The sequence below is a fragment of the Paenibacillus rhizovicinus genome, from assembly GCF_010365285.1.
GTDB classification, from domain to species: domain Bacteria; phylum Bacillota; class Bacilli; order Paenibacillales; family Paenibacillaceae; genus Paenibacillus_Z; species Paenibacillus_Z rhizovicinus.
On sequence record NZ_CP048286.1, the window covers coordinates 6,286,656 to 6,301,636 of the forward strand.

Here is a 14,981-nt window from a genome sequence, read left to right on the forward strand (position 1 = left end):
AAGCAGTTGATCTTAACGAATGGCTATGATTTTGGCCGTCAGCGTGTTCGTCGCCGCCCTTGTTCTGATTATTTGGAAGCCGAGAGGGCTTCATGAGGCATTGACCGCCTTGGCCGGTGCGGCGTTTTTGTTCGCGATGCGCATGCTCGGCCTTGGAGATGCGGCCTATATTTGGGATTTCGTATGGGATGCCACGTTTTCCTTGATCGGCATTATGATTTTCACATCTCTGTTGGACGCGAACGGCTTCTTCCGCTGGGCGGCGCTGCATATCGTACGGCGTTTCCATCGCCAGCAGCTCCGGCTGCTGGTCGGATTATGCGCGCTCGCGGCCGGCACGACCGTCTTCTTCAATAATGACGGCACGATTCTCATCATGATTCCGATCGTGCTCGAAGTAACGTCCTTGCTGCGTTTGACGCGCAAGTCTCGAATTGCGTTTCTGCTCGGCGTCGGTTTAATGGCGGATACGGCGAGCGCGCCGCTTATGATGAGCAATTTGACGAATATATTAACGGCGAATTTCTTCGGCCTGACATTCGGGGAATATGCACGTACGATGCTGGTTCCGGGCATTGTCGCGATATTGGCGACGATCGTGGTAACGGCGGTTTATTTCGGCAAAAGCATTCGGGCGGAGGAGCGGCCGAACGATGGGCTGGAGGAATTTCAGGAACCGGTCTCGGTCATATCCGACATACGGTTGTTTAAGCTCTCCTGGATCATTATCGCGTTTATGATGGGCGGCTATCTGTTGTCGGGGAAAGTAGGGCTTCCTGTGGCCGTCATCGCGCTCGGCGGAGCGGCCGTGCAATGGGCGTCCAATATGGCTGTCGGCTTGGGGGATATTCGGACGACGGTGCGGCGAACGCCTTGGTCCATCGTCGTATTCGCGCTGTCGATGAATTTGATCGTGTACAGCTTGTACCTGCACGGCGCGGTCGATTGGTTTCCGCGCGCGCTTGCCCCCATGACGGAACAAGGCGCGTTCATCGGCATCTTCGGTTCCGGCGGTTTGTTCGCGCTGCTTAGCGCCGCCGTCAACAATTTGCCTGCCGTTCTCGTGTCCTCGTTGGCGATACAGGAATCCGGCGGTCCGCATTATCTGGCTTATGCCAGCTTGCTCGGCACCTCGGTAGGAGCCAAGCTGACGCCGATCGGCTCGCTTGCGACTTTGCTGTGGCTTCAACTGCTGCGGAAGGGCGGAATCGACATGACGTGGAAGGAATACGCGAAGTACGGCATCGTGCTGACGCTGCCGATTCTGTTCTGCGCGCTCTTAGCTTTGTGGCTGACGATCGGTTGAGAACAGCTTAATGGAAACGATCCGGCTGTTCTGCGGGTCGAGATCGAGCTTCAGCAGGGCTCCGTCCGCCTCGTAAGAAATCACGCTGGCCGTTTGCGAGCTGGGCTTGCCGATCGCTTTGACGGCGGACCTCCCGCTGTCTCCGACGCGAATGCCGTTTAAGCCGGTTACGGCCGCTTTATCGAAGACTTCCACGAACACAACGTTCTTGTCGCTTCCGTAACCGACCGTGTATGCGGCATATTCATCGACGGACAGCTTGGCGTCGCCATCCTCAAGGGGATAACTGTCCAGCGGCTTCCCAAGCTTCGCCGCGGCTTCCGATTTGGATTCGCCGATGGCGACGCCGATCAAACGAGGCGCTTGCGCATTCCAGGCTTTATCGGCTTTGGCCGCAGGCGGCGTCGGTTTAGCAGGCTTCCCCGTAGAGGATTCCGTCGTCGCATCCGGATCGGTCGCGGAGCCGTCGTCTTCGAGCGGGTCTTTCACGGCGATGACGTCGCCTTTGTCCTTCGTGTTGTACGTTTTCTGAGGGCTGTCCGATTCTTGGCCCGAATAGGCTTGCTGCACGTCGACGACATCGTCGTCCTGCGCGGGATGGGACACGCCTGCAACGCTCAGCTGGCAGCCCGTTACGGAGAGGACTAACAAGGCGACGGCTGCCGTATGGACGGCGTGCTTGGTATAGTTGGGTTTCATGGCACGATACCTCCTTAAGATGAAGCGGGATAGAGTCGTTCAAGCCGTTGTACTATGTAGACGTTTGATTTGGAAGAAAGTTGCAAATAAATCAGTTGAGAGCATACAATTCATGCCTTCAGTTGCATGCATCCCTATCCATATGGTACCTTTAACGGAAAAGATTTTGGTGGAGGGAACGCGAGTGGAACTGTTAAAAGAACGCATTCTGCGCGAAGCTTCGATAATTAATCAAGACGTCCTGAAGCTGGACGCACTGCTGAATCATCAGGTCGATCCGCAGTTAACGCTGGAGATGGGCAAGGAATTCGCGCGCCTGTACGCCGAGACGCCCATCACGAAAGTTATAACCGTCGAGTCTTCCGGCATCCCGGTCGCTTTCACGGCCGCAATGGCGCTGAACGTGCCGCTCGTATTCGCCCGCCGCAAGAAAACGCTGATCGCCGATCCGGATTCATACTCCGAACGCGTCCCGTCGTTTACCAAGGGCATCGTAACGGACATCATGGTATCCCGTCAATTCTTGTCGCCGGACGATACGGTGCTGTTCATTGACGATATTATTGCTAACGGAGACGCTGCCAGAGGCTTGATCAAGATCATCGAGCGTTCCGGCGCGAAGCTTGCAGGTCTCGGCATCGTCGTGGAGAAATCATTCCAAGCCGGCGCGCGGACGATCCGCGAGCAGGGCATCCGGGTCGAATCGCTTGCGAAGATCGCGTCGCTCGAAGGCGGCAAAATCCGATTCGAACAATAGGTTCCACAATCAACATCTTTCCGAGATTCGCGTTTTGACTTATAATGTTCATAAGTACAGATGGGGGAGGCAGAAAACATGGCTAATCTATCAGCTGAGTATTTATTAACCAAGTTGTCGGACGCGAAAAACCACTTTGAACGTGCGCTCGACTGCAAGCATACGGAGTTCGACGATTTGTATCCTTATATGATCGAGCATCCCCAATTTTTCTGGTACAAACGGTACGTCGCATGGTCGGAGCTGCTCACGATCGTGAAGCTCTCGGAAGAGCTTGAAATCGACTGGAAAGAAAGCTTCACGGAGAAACAGGCGGAATACGTTACGAGCCGGGTCATGTCATCCCGCGTGCTGGACGAATGGTACGAAACGAACGATTCCAAGGAACATGTCAGCTAAATCGGAAATGAAGGGGAACCTCAGTGCCTGCGCTTGCCGCGGCATTGAGGTTCTTTTAACCATCGGCGAAGCATCGGAGGACGCGTATGATCACGGAAGAACAATTGGACCGCTATCGGATCGAAGGGACGCCCGTGCGGGTCGTTCGCGACAACATTGAAATCAATGATGTGCTCGGCATTGTCGTTGCCTGGGATGCGGAGAGCGTCGTCATTCGCAAGCGGAACCGCAAGGTCGTTAAGTTAAGCCGCAGCTATGTGTATGAGCCTGTAACAGCACCGCGCAGCGAAGTATAACAGAGCCGTTATATTGTTAGAAAATTAGAACATTATCGCGTTCCTTGACTTCGATGAACTCGGATGATATTATAAGAAACGTGATTGCGACGCTGTCGCAGTCGATCTGCCAGATGCGGTCGTGGCGGAATTGGCAGACGCGCTAGATTCAGGTTCTAGTGGTGTAACAGCCGTGGAGGTTCGAGTCCTCTCGACCGCACCAACTTAATAATTAATCAGCTCTTGAATCGGTCCTTTTGACGGTTCAGGAGCTTTTTTTATTTGAGAATAATCGGAAAATGCACTTACATCAAGTGGTTTAAATAAAACTATACACCGTGTTAATAATCTCTAGGTTGAACCTATTCGTATTAATAATACAATGTACATGATAATGGAGATATCGTTTTGGGGGCGTACCGCCTAAACTTAGAGAAACAGGAGATGGCTATGACTAATCAAAAAGGCTCGAAAGAATCTCTACATGACATTATTTTTGAATGTAAACAGCTTATTCTGAAGTTTGAAGAATTATATGCGGAAAAGTCGAATGTGAATACGGATGATCTCCATGTACAGCATCAGCAACATAATGAAATTACCGAATTATCGGACCAGATTCTAGACGATATTGATCTTATTAAAATGGAACTCCACAACGTCCAAAAGCTGACGGATGGAATTCCGAATGATTTACAAGGTTAAGCGTACAGGTTATTATTTATAACTTCACTCGCCTTTGGAAATGCCCGTTACGCGAAATAGCAGACCGCTGATATTCATGTATTGCGTAAGTCCTCAAAGTCTTTCGTCTCTGTTAGTTGGAGGCGAAAGACTTTTTTTGCATTTCGTCATGGTTGGAATGGGTCAGCTGTAGTTATCCGCAAACGGAATGGCATCCATAAGATTTAGAGCGATTGGCCAGAGGGGGTTCGGAAACAAGTGTGAATGGAACGATGAAAGAATCGTATCCGAGTCGGCCTTCCAAGTTCATCAAGTGTTTAATAGAACTGCACACCGTGTTAACAATCTCTCGATTGATCACTCTCATTTTAATCATATATTATTCATGATTATGGAGAAATCGTTATGAGAAGCTCATTTTTAGAAGTTGATTGAGCAATGGATGAGCACTATTTTCGGAAGAAATGCATGATTTGAGAGAGGGAGTGACCCGAGAATGACCCAGAACAAACCACCAAATATAAAAAGGAAGTTTTTCATTCCCGTTTTGCAGCGCTTCGCTGGGGAAAAACACCACAAGATCGATGAAAGCTGGCGAAGTGGGCACCAGTCGACAGTTCCGGCATCTATCGACATCCAAGACCCGGTCATTCTGAAACAATGTGATGATCGATCCTGACGTTGGACGAAGTGCGGCTTATACAGTCTGTTCAGCCGCTCGTGCGCCAGTATATCGAAGAAATCGTGGACGGTTTTTACCAAACGATAACAGGGATAGAATCGCTTCAAGCGATCATTACAAGCAACAGTACGGTCGAACGGCTGAGGCAAACGCTGAAGTCGCATCTGATCGAGATGTCCAGCGGGCGAATTGACGAGGAATACCTGCAAAAGAGGATGCGCGTCGCCGATGAGCATAGCCGGATCGGACTCGAACCGAAATGGTACATGGGTGCGTTCCAGAACTTGCAGAACACGCTGATGCTCATCGTAAACCGTAACGTCGAAGACCGCGAGGAAAGCCTGCGCATCAGCAAGGCGATTACGAAAATTCTCAATTTCGAGCAGCAAATCGTGCTGGAGGCGTACGAGAAGGAAAACGTCCGGCAGCGGCAACTGCAGTACGAACAGGTCCAAGAGGAATTAAAGCGGAAAATTAACCACGGTCAGCGAAGAGATGGCGGCTATGTCCGAGCAGACGAGCGCTTCGGTGCAAAATTCGATCGCGGCAGCGGACGATGTGAACCGTTCCGTCGAACGCAGCGCCGAGGCGTCCCGCGAGACGCAGTCGCTCGCCGCAGAAGGGCAATACCAATTGACCGCGTTGGAGGAGAATATCGGCAATCTATCAACGCTCGGCGACGGCTGACGCGCTGGTCGTGCAACTCACTTCGTCGGTCACTCAGATCGGTCGCGTCGTCAACATTGTGCAGGAGATTGCTAGCCAGACGAATTTGCTGGCGCTGAATTCGGCGATCGAAGCGGCCCGGGCGGGCGAGTACGGCAAAGGCTTCGCGGTGGTCTCCGACGAAGTGCGCAAGCTGTCGGATCAAACGAAACAATCGGTCGATCAGATCAAAGCATATATCGGGGAACGAGCGATTTTGCCGCCAAGGTTGCCGACGAAATCCATCAGGCGAACAGGATTATCGAGTTGAGCAAATCCGAGGCGAAGGCAACGGAAGCCGCGTTCGAGCGAATCGTACACTCGATGAACAGCAGCCTGCGCGACGTGGAGGGTTCATTAGCCGGAATGCGGCAGCTTATCGTCTCGATTGACGAGATTGGCGAGGTGACCGATAAAGTTGTCATCTCCGCCGATCAGCTCCAGCAAGCCGCGCGTTTTGCGTAAGTAACCGGCATTGTCTCCCTCCGCCCTCCTCTCTCAATTGTTCATTAATGATTCGAAAGTGCATTACGGAAATGTAAGCCAATAGGAGTATCAGATCGACGAACGCTACGCCGAGCTGGACAATTGTCGTGGCTCAAGAACATCAGGCCTCTACTTTAAGATCGCTATTTTACCTTGAAAGTTTGGAAGGAGAAGTTTTCATGAAGCTAAAAACAGTTTTTATGTGGCTGCTGACGATAGCCCTCGTAATCGGGGCGGTGCCGCCGTCCGGGGGGCTGGACGCGTGGGCGGCGGGCAACGCGGACAAGTCTGGCGCGCTGACAGGGCTTACTGCGATCGTGAAGCAGGGGAACGCAGTTATTCCGGAAGGCGGTACGATCGATCTAGCGAACGGGGATGAACTCAGCGTCGAAGTATCGTTCGGCGTTCCTGTTGCGGGGGATGATCCGACTCCGCCGACGGTCGTGGAGCAAAATGATACGGCCAGCTTTACGCTCAGCGAAGGTTTCACGCTTACGTCGGGAACAACGCTGCCTCTTCAATTCAACGGGAAGCTTGTTGGAACAACGACGCTAAATACGACCGGAACCAATACGGTGACGGCCGAAACGCTGTTCGATGGAGATGCGGATTTGTTTGATGAAACGGGCGGTTATTATGGGGTCCAAGGGAAAATCAACGTAGGGTTGAAATACGACAGCTCCGGCGCCGCCGGGGATGAAGGCACTCACCAAGTACAGATTCTCGGCAAAACCTATACAATCGTAGTGCCGCCTCAACCGATCGTGTACAACGTGGTAAAGTCGGGGACTGCGGATTTGACCAGCAAAGTCATCCATTGGACGGTGCAGCTGACCGGGACGAAGGGGGCAACCGCGGTTGATCTGAACGGATATGTGTTCAGCGACGATCTGAGCGGCGTAGGCGCATATGTGGCTAACACGTTCCAGGTCGACGGCGTATCTGCTACCCCTGTCGAGACGGGCAGCTTGTTGACGTATACGCTGGATGCCGCGGCTAGCGTGCGCACCGTCACGTTCGATACCGCGATCCCGGACGATATGTATTATCGGAATCACGAAGCGAAGTCAGTCAGCAATACCGTCAATTTACTGAAGGACAATGCGCCGGTGAAGGACGGTACGGGCACGGTCACGTACACGACGCCGACGTGGATCGAGAAAACGGGAGCGCCCAAGCACGCCAATCCGGGTAGCGATCCTGCTTATGACCCGGACGATCAGTACATCACGTGGACAATTACGGCTAACAAGTCGCAAGCTTCTTTGGACGAACTAACCCTTACAGACGCGCTGCAGACAGGTTTGGACTTCGTCTCGGCGCAATGGCAAACTTCCACGGACGGTACGATCTGGACGAACGACGGCGCCAGCATTACCGTCGCGCCGGCAGACGGCAATTATACCCGCTCGGGAACGACCAACACGATGGTTCGGCTCGTGATTACGAGCAAAGTGCATGACAACGGCACCGACATCACTGTATTCAAGAAGACCTTCAATAACGCTGCGACGCTAGACTGGGCCGGCAAGCCGAGCGGCGCGACGATGAGCACTGGAAACGTCGGCGTCGGTATCGGGTACGACGCGCTGACGAAGACGGGCGTGCTGGATAAACCTAATCGCGTGATTACGTGGACGGTTAAGGCCGATGCCAAGAATCAGCCTATCGCCGATATGAGTACGTATGATTTGATCGTCTACGACGGCAGCACGAATTTGTCCGGCACGACGGGCTGGCCGGCAGGCATCTCCGAGGCGAACTTGACGAAGCGGACGGGTCTGCGGTATGTAGCGGGAAGCGGCACGACTTCCGCTGGGGCATTAAACGTGATTCCGATTATGAAGAACGGGCAGCAGGTCGCCGATCTGATCGAAGTGACGGGATTGTCGACGACCGCGGTCAATACGATGACGTTCAAGACGCTGATCGTAGACCCTGAAGTATATGCAGGAAATAGCGATAAGAACGTGAACAATACCGCCTCGCTTTTTACTGGGACGAACCGGCTGAGGGACGCCACAGGAACTGTCACCTACCAGAGCCGCACGCTGGCGAAGGAACTGCTGAAGCGCGAGGCGATGGCCGCTCCGGCTGCTGGGGTTAACGCGCAACGTACGACCAACGCGAATGAAGGCTTCGACTATGATGACAAGTCCGTTATCTTCCGTTTGAGCGTGAATGCGGACGGCCTGAATTTTAACACGGCGAACGTGGCGAGCAACGAGGGAAATGACACGCTTGGCACAGCTTCGGTGAACGATACGCTGCCGGCAGGCTGGGAGTTCGAGGATATCGTTCCAGGTCAGAAGTATTTGATCTTCGAAGGAACGGCAGGCTCCGGCTCTTCCGTGAATGCGGCCAGCACGACGCCGACGCCGGAAGCGAGCGTAACCGGATTGACGTCGAACTTCGGCACCGCAGGGCAGGCGGTCTTCACGTTCGCCCAGCTGGACAAGCCATACGTCATACTCGTGAAGGCTAAGCCCACGGACGCTGCGCTTGCCGGGTATTTCGAGAGCAACGAAACTTCGACAATAACCAACAATTTGAACCTGCAAGCAGCGAATTGGACCCCGGGGACTTCCAAGTCGCAGCAGGTGTCCATTCATAGCGAGATTCTGAACAAGTCCCATTCTCTGCCTGCGAACGGAACGCTGATCTGGACCATCGTATACAACCCGAATCAGATAGGGACAAGCGGCCAAACGATCGTCGATACGTTGCCGCTCGGCTTGGACTTGCGGACGGACTCAACAGGCGCGCTGCTGTTGGACGACGGTCACGGCGTCAACTACTTGACCGCTACGGAACTGACGCTCGAGCCGGACGGATCGCTGGTAGACGGGGCCGCCGTCACGCTTTCGCCGGGCGGCAATCTGATCTACGATAACGCAACGCGTGAATTGACCTTCAATATTCCGGACTACAACAAGGCATACCGACTGACCTACTTGACGGACATTACCGGCGAAGTCGGCACGATCGTTAACTATGCGATACTTTCTCAAGGTGACGCCAATACGTCCAAACAAGAGATCCAGTATGCGATCAGCAACGCGGACAGCTCGGCGACGCTGTTGCGAGGCGGCTGGCTGGAAGTGGCGAAGACGAACGGAACTACGGCGGCGCCGCTGGCCGGCGCGGAGTTCACCCTTTATGCGGAGGACGGCAGCACGATCATTCGTAAGGCTGTCAGCTCCGCCGACGGCAAACTTAGGATGAAAGCTATTCCGGCCGGGACGTATGTGCTCCGCGAGACGGCCGCTCCAGCCGGCGGCTATGCGCTGGAAGGCATCGATCATACGGTCAGCGTAGATACCTCCGGCCCGACTGTCGTGACTTCCATCGACGGTAAAACGGGAGCGGACGCCAATAAGCTGGCTGTAGCGAATTATTTGACGAATACGACGGGCAAGCTCGTCATTTCGAAGACCGTTGCCGGCAATGACGGCGATCTCGCCAAGAAGTTTAATTTCACGGTAACCTTCACCGATGCGCCGGGCGTATACGACTACACCGGCACTGGCGGCGCGGCGAGCGGCACGATCGCGAGCGGCGGCACGATCTCGCTTGCTCACGGGCAGAGCATCATCATCGCTGGTTTGCCCGCGGACGCGCAGTATACGGTGACGGAAACGGACTATGCCAATGACGGATACAAGACGACAAGTCTTGGCGCAACGGGCGAAATCGCGGTCGATGAGACGCAAACCGCGGCTTTCTTGAACACCAAGGACAAGCCCGGCAATTTGATCATCAGCAAGACGGTAACGGGCAATGACGGCGATCAGTCACAAACATTCGATTTTACCATCACCTTAAACACGGCTGGGGTATACAACTACACCGGTACAGGCGGCGCGGGGAACGGCACGATTACAAGCGGCGATAAGATATCCCTCGCGGGCGGACAGAGCATTACGATAGCAGGTCTGCCTGCTGGCACCACGTATACCGTAGCAGAAGATGACTATGCTGCTACCGGTTATGCAACGACCAAGACGGGCGACACGGGGACGATCGTGACGGACGACTTCCAATCCGCCCAGTTCGTAAACGCTAGAGACGACTGGTTCGGCAGCCTGAAGATTGGAAAGTCTGTAAAGGGCAACGCGGGCGATAAAGCAAGGACGTTCGATTTCACGGTGAACTTGAGCGCAGCTGGCGTATTCAATTACACCGGCGCAGGCGGCGCGGCGAATGGCACGATTGCGAGCGGCGATACGTTCCCTCTCGCTGATGGTCAGAGCATTACGATAGCAGGTCTGCCTAGAGGCACAACGTATAAGGTCGTGGAAGCCAGCTACGCTGCGGACGGATACGCCACGACTAAGACGGGCGAAAGCGGAGCAATCGTAGGCGCGCAGGAGCAAACCGCCACCTTCGTCAACACGAAGAACGTGTGGTACTCGGCAGACGAGGGCCATCTGACGATCAGCAAGACGGTGTCCGGACCGGACGCCGATCTGACGAAGAAATTCAGCTTCACGGTTGATCTGAACGGCGCTCCGGGCACGTACGCATATTCGGGCAGCGGCGGCAGCGGGACGATTCGGAGCGGCGGCACCGTGGCGCTCGCACATGGAGAGGCGATCACGATTGCAGGCCTGCCGCTGGGAACAAGTTATACAGTCGTCGAAGCGGATTATTCCGCGGAGGGATATACGACGACAGACACTGGGGCATCCGGCGTCTTCAACTCGACCGGAACCCAGAGCGCGGCCTTCGTGAACGTCTATGAGGCGAAGAAGCCTGAGCAGCCGACACCGGGCGGCGAGGACGGCGGCAGTAAGGATAACACGGGCGGCGAGGACGGCGGGAAAGACAACGGCAGCAAAGATAACATGAGCGGCGAGGACGGCGGGAAGGACAACGGCAATCAGGATGACAAGGGCGGCGAAGACGGCGGGAAGGACAACGGCAGCAAGGATAACACGGGCGGGAAAAGTGATGGAGGAGGCCAACAACCGGGGAGCGGTAATGGGGGCAGCTCCGGCGGTGCCGGTGACAAATCGACGGATGGCTCGACTGGCGGTAGGACTATCGCAACCGGCAGCGGCGGCAAGACGGACCACAAGGTCCAAACGGGCAAGGACGGCACGCCGAAGACCGGTGACCGCAACGACAGGCAGATAGGTCAATTCGGGTTGATTTTCTTCGGAGCGGCGCTTGCTGCATTAATTGTCGCGAATGTTATCTCGCGTAGAAGAATCGGCAGGAAGCGTTACTAACAAGTAGAGTTCAATAAATAACTTCGACTGGAGGGCCTGTTTAGCGGATAACCGACACCGCAGCAGGTCCTCGTCGCGGAGAGGGGGAACGGCATGAAGCGTAGCAGAGTGCAGCGGAATTTGCTCCTGCTCACAGGCCTATGCATCGTCGGCATCGTCTGCTCGGCATACATGTTTCTGTCCGCCGATCGGGAATATACACAGGGCGATACGGCCTACGATCAGATCCGAGCGTACAACAAGACGCCGAAGCAGATGTCTGCTCCAGCGTCGTTGCCGGCTTCCGGCCAAGAAGAAGCTGTTAATGGCGGGGAACCGGCTGAGGGCGCAGTTGATTTCGCCGCGCTTTCGGACTTGAATCCGGATACGGTGGCCTGGTTAAAGTCCGATAATACGGCGATTGATTACCCGGTCGTGCAAGGGCAAGATAATGCCTACTATCTCGGGCACCTGTTCACGGGCGAGGCGAATCGGATGGGCAGCCTGTTCGTCGATTACCGGACGCCTGGCGACTTCTCCGGGCGAATGACGATTATCTACGGCCATCACATGAATAATGGTTCTATGTTCGCCTCTCTGCTTAAGTATAAGGAGCAGAAGTACTACGATGCTCACAAGCAGATGCAGGTTGAGACGCCGAGCGGCCGTTATACGTTGGAGTTGTTCGCGGGCATCATCGCGGACGGCAAAGAGGAGTTCCTCCGGCGCGACTTCGACGATAACGACGATTATGCGGCCTATATCCATTCGCTGGCCGAAGCGTCGACTTTTCGTTCAGATGTGACAGTGGCGGCGGATGCTAGAATCGTGGCCTTGGTTACTTGTTCTTACGAGTACACGAATGCCAGGTATGCACTGTTCGGGAAGCTAGTTCATGCAGCGGCTTAGCTACATTTAGATGGAATACAGGTTCGAAATTAAGTTGACATTCAATTTCAAAGTATGTTATATTCAAAAAGTCGCTTCTTGCAATGAGGGCGGCAATGCAACAATCGTATGCGGTCATGGCGGAATTGGCAGACGCGCTAGATTCAGGTTCTAGTGTCAGCAATGACGTGGAGGTTCGAGTCCTCTTGACCGCACCACACCTAAAGCGTAACCCTTCATTTATGAAGGGTTTATTTTTTGGTTTTTTACGGCGGAAGGTTGTCTGGGAACGATATGAAGAAATAGTTGACTTTGCCGTGTCATTCATGATATCTTAATAAATGTCGCTTCTAAAGAATTTCGGAAGCGTCATCTATCGGATGTGCGGTCATGGCGGAATTGGCAGACGCGCTAGATTCAGGTTCTAGTGTCAGCAATGACGTGGAGGTTCGAGTCCTCTTGACCGCACCAACTTTAAAACTTCGAAAGCCTTGCTGATGCAAGGCTTTTTCTGTTGGTATGCATCGTGTTTCACGGTGAATAGAAAATATGCTGCGCAGCAGGACAAGAATATCGGATACTCGTCCAAACCAACTGCATCCATTTTCATAGAATGGAAGCATCTAGTTAGGAAAGGGGTTGAAGATTCATAAATGGCACATTTAATCGATTATAACGTAAGCGTCCCTGCAGTCGCAACGAATCAGGTCGCCATAACAGTACCTATGACGCCTACTAAAACCATTTTGGCTGAGCTTGGCATCTACGTGCAGCCGCAGTATGCGAATAACAACCGCGTGCAGCTTATCGCTTCTTTCGGCGCGCAGGGCATAATATTCACGCCAAGCGTGTTGTTCCGCGTTTTCCGCGACACGCAAGAAATCTATTACGGCGTACACGGTCTGGAAACTAATTATGAACATTACGGTTTGGTGACGTTCCAAGTCATCGACATCAATGTACCGGCCGGCGCGCATGGCTATTCTGTCTATTGTGAAAACTTGGATGAAGGCACAGAAGCGCAAATCATCGGACCGATGAACGTAAGCGCGGCTGTATACGCGGTTTAATTAGATTTTTAATTTTTACGAAAGGCCGAACCGCGATTGCGGTCCGGCCTTTGTCATTGTGAATAGTTAGGGAAGAAACTCCATAGCCGTCAGGTTCGTCATGACCTGTTTCAACGGATATACATAATTTTCCCACTTTCCACAAACAATGTGTCTGACGCGTTTAGAAAGAAGGCGAATGTATTGAAGAAGATAACTAAGTTTGCGGTGAGGTGCGCAGTCGCAGCAGCTGTGCTGGCCATGGCGCTCATCCATGTTCCGGAACAAATGAACAACGCTGAGGCAGTAGGGAAAGAAGCAGCCGAAATGAAAGGCCACCGCCAAGTGGCCATCGTCATCGACGACTTCGGCAACGGCATGACGGGCACGCCGGAAATGATGCAGCTTCCCGTGAAATTCACGACGGCGGTCATGCCATTCATGCCGACGACGAAGCAGGACGCGGAGCTTGCGCACAAGCTCGGCAACGATGTGATCGTGCACATGCCGATGGAGCCGGTCAGGGGCAAGCCAGAGTGGCTCGGACCCGGGGCCATAATGACGTCGATGAGCGAAGCGGAGATCCGCAAGCGGGTGGAAGCCGCCATAGATGACGTTCCTTTCGCAGTCGGCATGAACAATCATATGGGCTCCAAAGTAACTGCCGACGAACGGGTCATGCGGGTCGTCCTGACCGTCGTGAAGGAAAGAGGCTTATTCTTCCTCGACAGCCGGACGACTTACAAGACGGTGCTGCCGAAGCTGACAGCCGAATTAGGCGTACCTCTCTTGTCGAACCAAGTGTTTCTCGATGACGTATATTCGACGAATCACATCGCCAAGCAAGTCGGCGTGATGCGCAAATATTTGGAAAATAACGAGAGCTGCGTCATTATCGGCCATGTCGGGCCGCCCGGGAAAATGACGGCATCCGTGCTGAAGGATGCCATTCCGCGCATGCAGGCGGATACGCAGTTCGTGCGCTTGTCCGACATGCTCGTCCCGTCAGCGGAGCAGGATATAATTCCGCACCCCGGAGGCAATCGCTGACGCGATTTCCGTCTGTTTCGCCGGATTCAGCAGCATGCGCCGGTCGCCTTCATGGCTGATAAAGCCCATTTCCACGATGACGGCGGGCTGCTTCACGACATTGAGCAAGTAGAAGGGCTTCCCTACGCGGGGGAGCCCATGCGTGTTTTGCCGGCGGTTCAGCGTATCCTGAATGCAGAAGGCGAGCAGGGCGCTCTGGCCTTCGTTCTGATGCAGCACGAGCGGTCCGTATTCGGTGCGGTCCGGCGCCCAATTGACATGGATGCTGACGAGGATTTGCGTTTCGATTTCCTTCGTCAGCTGGCTGCGCTGGGACAGATCGCGGCGATGCCGGGACGAAGACGGATTCCAGCGGTTGTCGTCGCTGAGCGCGTAATCGCCGTTACGGTTCAGGATCGCGCGTACGCCGTTGCTTTGCAGCAGCAAATACAATTTTTTGGCGACGGCTAAATTAATATCCTTCTCCAATATTTCCTCGTAATGCGCGCCGCCGTCGATGCCTCCATGTCCCACGTCGATCAGCACCTGCGCGGATGGAAGCGCGCGGCTGTAATTCGTCGGGAGCTGGCTGTCGAGCAACGATTGCTGCGACGAAGCGGACGGCTTCTCCGGTTGATCCGGCTGATCAGCTTGCCTGGCATAGGATGCATCCGGCGCAAAGCCGAGCATTCCGAGCATCAAGATTAACGCGCTTGCCGTTATGCAGAAGCGCAATGAACGATAATTGGTGCGGGATCCGCGCATTGTCATCCATCCTCCATTTCCAAAATGATTAATCTTAGCGTGGC

The 14,981-nt window shown here is 54.1% G+C and carries 14 protein-coding genes, 3 tRNA genes and 2 pseudogenes; 17 read left to right on the plus strand and 2 right to left on the minus strand.

All coding sequences use genetic code 11. The features are described 5' to 3' along the window. Positions 1 to 19: 19 nt before the first annotated feature. Positions 20 to 1,306, plus strand: a complete 1,287-nt coding sequence (locus GZH47_RS28050; RefSeq protein WP_162644262.1) for an ArsB/NhaD family transporter — start codon at positions 20 to 22, stop codon at positions 1,304 to 1,306. On the opposite strand, the gene GZH47_RS28055 is transcribed toward GZH47_RS28050, so the two are convergent. Beyond that, positions 1,280 to 2,005 carry a hypothetical protein gene (locus GZH47_RS28055; protein ID WP_162644263.1) on the minus strand — a complete coding sequence of 242 codons (726 nt, stop codon included), beginning with the start codon at positions 2,003 to 2,005 and terminating at the stop codon, positions 1,280 to 1,282. The genes GZH47_RS28050 and GZH47_RS28055 overlap by 27 nt on opposite strands. A 184-nt stretch (positions 2,006 to 2,189) precedes the next feature. Here GZH47_RS28055 and GZH47_RS28060 point away from each other — a divergent pair, with 184 nt between their 5' ends. The 16 genes and pseudogenes from GZH47_RS28060 (at position 2,190) to GZH47_RS28130 (ending at position 14,193) form a co-directional block, all read left to right on the plus strand. Further along, positions 2,190 to 2,762 carry a xanthine phosphoribosyltransferase gene (locus tag GZH47_RS28060; RefSeq protein ID WP_162644264.1) on the plus strand — a complete coding sequence of 191 codons (573 nt, stop codon included), beginning with the start codon at positions 2,190 to 2,192 and terminating at the stop codon, positions 2,760 to 2,762. 78 nt (positions 2,763 to 2,840) lie between these two features. Then, positions 2,841 to 3,161 carry a hypothetical protein gene (locus tag GZH47_RS28065; RefSeq protein WP_162644265.1) on the plus strand — a complete coding sequence of 107 codons (321 nt, stop codon included), beginning with the start codon at positions 2,841 to 2,843 and terminating at the stop codon, positions 3,159 to 3,161. Between the two features lie 86 nt (positions 3,162 to 3,247). After that, positions 3,248 to 3,457, plus strand: a complete 210-nt coding sequence (locus tag GZH47_RS28070; RefSeq protein WP_162644266.1) for a hypothetical protein — start codon at positions 3,248 to 3,250, stop codon at positions 3,455 to 3,457. Positions 3,458 to 3,572: 115 nt separating this feature from the next. Further along, a tRNA-Leu gene (locus GZH47_RS28075) sits at positions 3,573 to 3,659 on the plus strand. A gap of 227 nt (positions 3,660 to 3,886) precedes the next feature. Then, a complete protein-coding gene (locus tag GZH47_RS28080) occupies positions 3,887 to 4,141 on the plus strand; it encodes a hypothetical protein (RefSeq protein WP_162644267.1) in 255 nt (84 codons plus the stop codon). Between the two features lie 475 nt (positions 4,142 to 4,616). After that, positions 4,617 to 4,799, plus strand: a complete 183-nt coding sequence (locus GZH47_RS34705) for a hypothetical protein (RefSeq protein ID WP_162644268.1) — start codon at positions 4,617 to 4,619, stop codon at positions 4,797 to 4,799. A 41-nt stretch (positions 4,800 to 4,840) separates the two neighbouring features. Beyond that, a pseudogene (locus tag GZH47_RS34710) lies at positions 4,841 to 5,161 on the plus strand (protoglobin domain-containing protein); the annotation flags it as partial. 145 nt (positions 5,162 to 5,306) lie between these two features. Then, a complete protein-coding gene (locus tag GZH47_RS33905; protein WP_192043670.1) occupies positions 5,307 to 5,489 on the plus strand; it encodes a hypothetical protein in 183 nt (60 codons plus the stop codon). 55 nt (positions 5,490 to 5,544) lie between these two features. Beyond that, positions 5,545 to 5,689, plus strand: a pseudogene (locus GZH47_RS34775) (methyl-accepting chemotaxis protein); the annotation flags it as partial. 85 nt (positions 5,690 to 5,774) lie between these two features. Continuing rightward, positions 5,775 to 5,972 (plus strand): hypothetical protein, encoded by a 198-nt coding sequence (locus GZH47_RS28100; RefSeq protein WP_162644270.1) that lies wholly within the window; start codon positions 5,775 to 5,777, stop codon positions 5,970 to 5,972. Between the two features lie 200 nt (positions 5,973 to 6,172). Beyond that, a complete protein-coding gene (locus tag GZH47_RS28105) occupies positions 6,173 to 11,227 on the plus strand; it encodes a beta strand repeat-containing protein (RefSeq protein ID WP_162644271.1) in 5,055 nt (1,684 codons plus the stop codon). Positions 11,228 to 11,320: 93 nt separating this feature from the next. After that, positions 11,321 to 12,115 carry a class B sortase gene (gene srtB / locus GZH47_RS28110; protein ID WP_162644272.1) on the plus strand — a complete coding sequence of 265 codons (795 nt, stop codon included), beginning with the start codon at positions 11,321 to 11,323 and terminating at the stop codon, positions 12,113 to 12,115. Positions 12,116 to 12,225: 110 nt separating this feature from the next. Next, positions 12,226 to 12,312: transfer RNA gene (locus tag GZH47_RS28115), tRNA-Leu, on the plus strand. 166 nt (positions 12,313 to 12,478) lie between these two features. After that, positions 12,479 to 12,565 (plus strand) — tRNA-Leu (locus GZH47_RS28120). 182 nt (positions 12,566 to 12,747) lie between these two features. Further along, a complete protein-coding gene (locus tag GZH47_RS28125; RefSeq protein ID WP_162644273.1) occupies positions 12,748 to 13,164 on the plus strand; it encodes an exosporium protein C in 417 nt (138 codons plus the stop codon). A gap of 267 nt (positions 13,165 to 13,431) precedes the next feature. Next, complete coding sequence (locus GZH47_RS28130) at positions 13,432 to 14,193, plus strand: divergent polysaccharide deacetylase family protein (protein ID WP_225446595.1); 762 nt, start codon at positions 13,432 to 13,434, stop codon at positions 14,191 to 14,193. On the opposite strand, the gene GZH47_RS28135 is transcribed toward GZH47_RS28130, so the two are convergent. Further along, the gene (locus tag GZH47_RS28135) at positions 14,149 to 14,937 is read right to left on the minus strand and encodes an N-acetylmuramoyl-L-alanine amidase family protein (RefSeq protein ID WP_225446250.1); all 789 of its coding nucleotides are present in this window, start codon (positions 14,935 to 14,937) and stop codon (positions 14,149 to 14,151) included. The two genes, GZH47_RS28130 and GZH47_RS28135, sit on opposite strands and share 45 nt — an antisense overlap. Between the last annotated feature and the right edge of the window lie 44 nt (positions 14,938 to 14,981).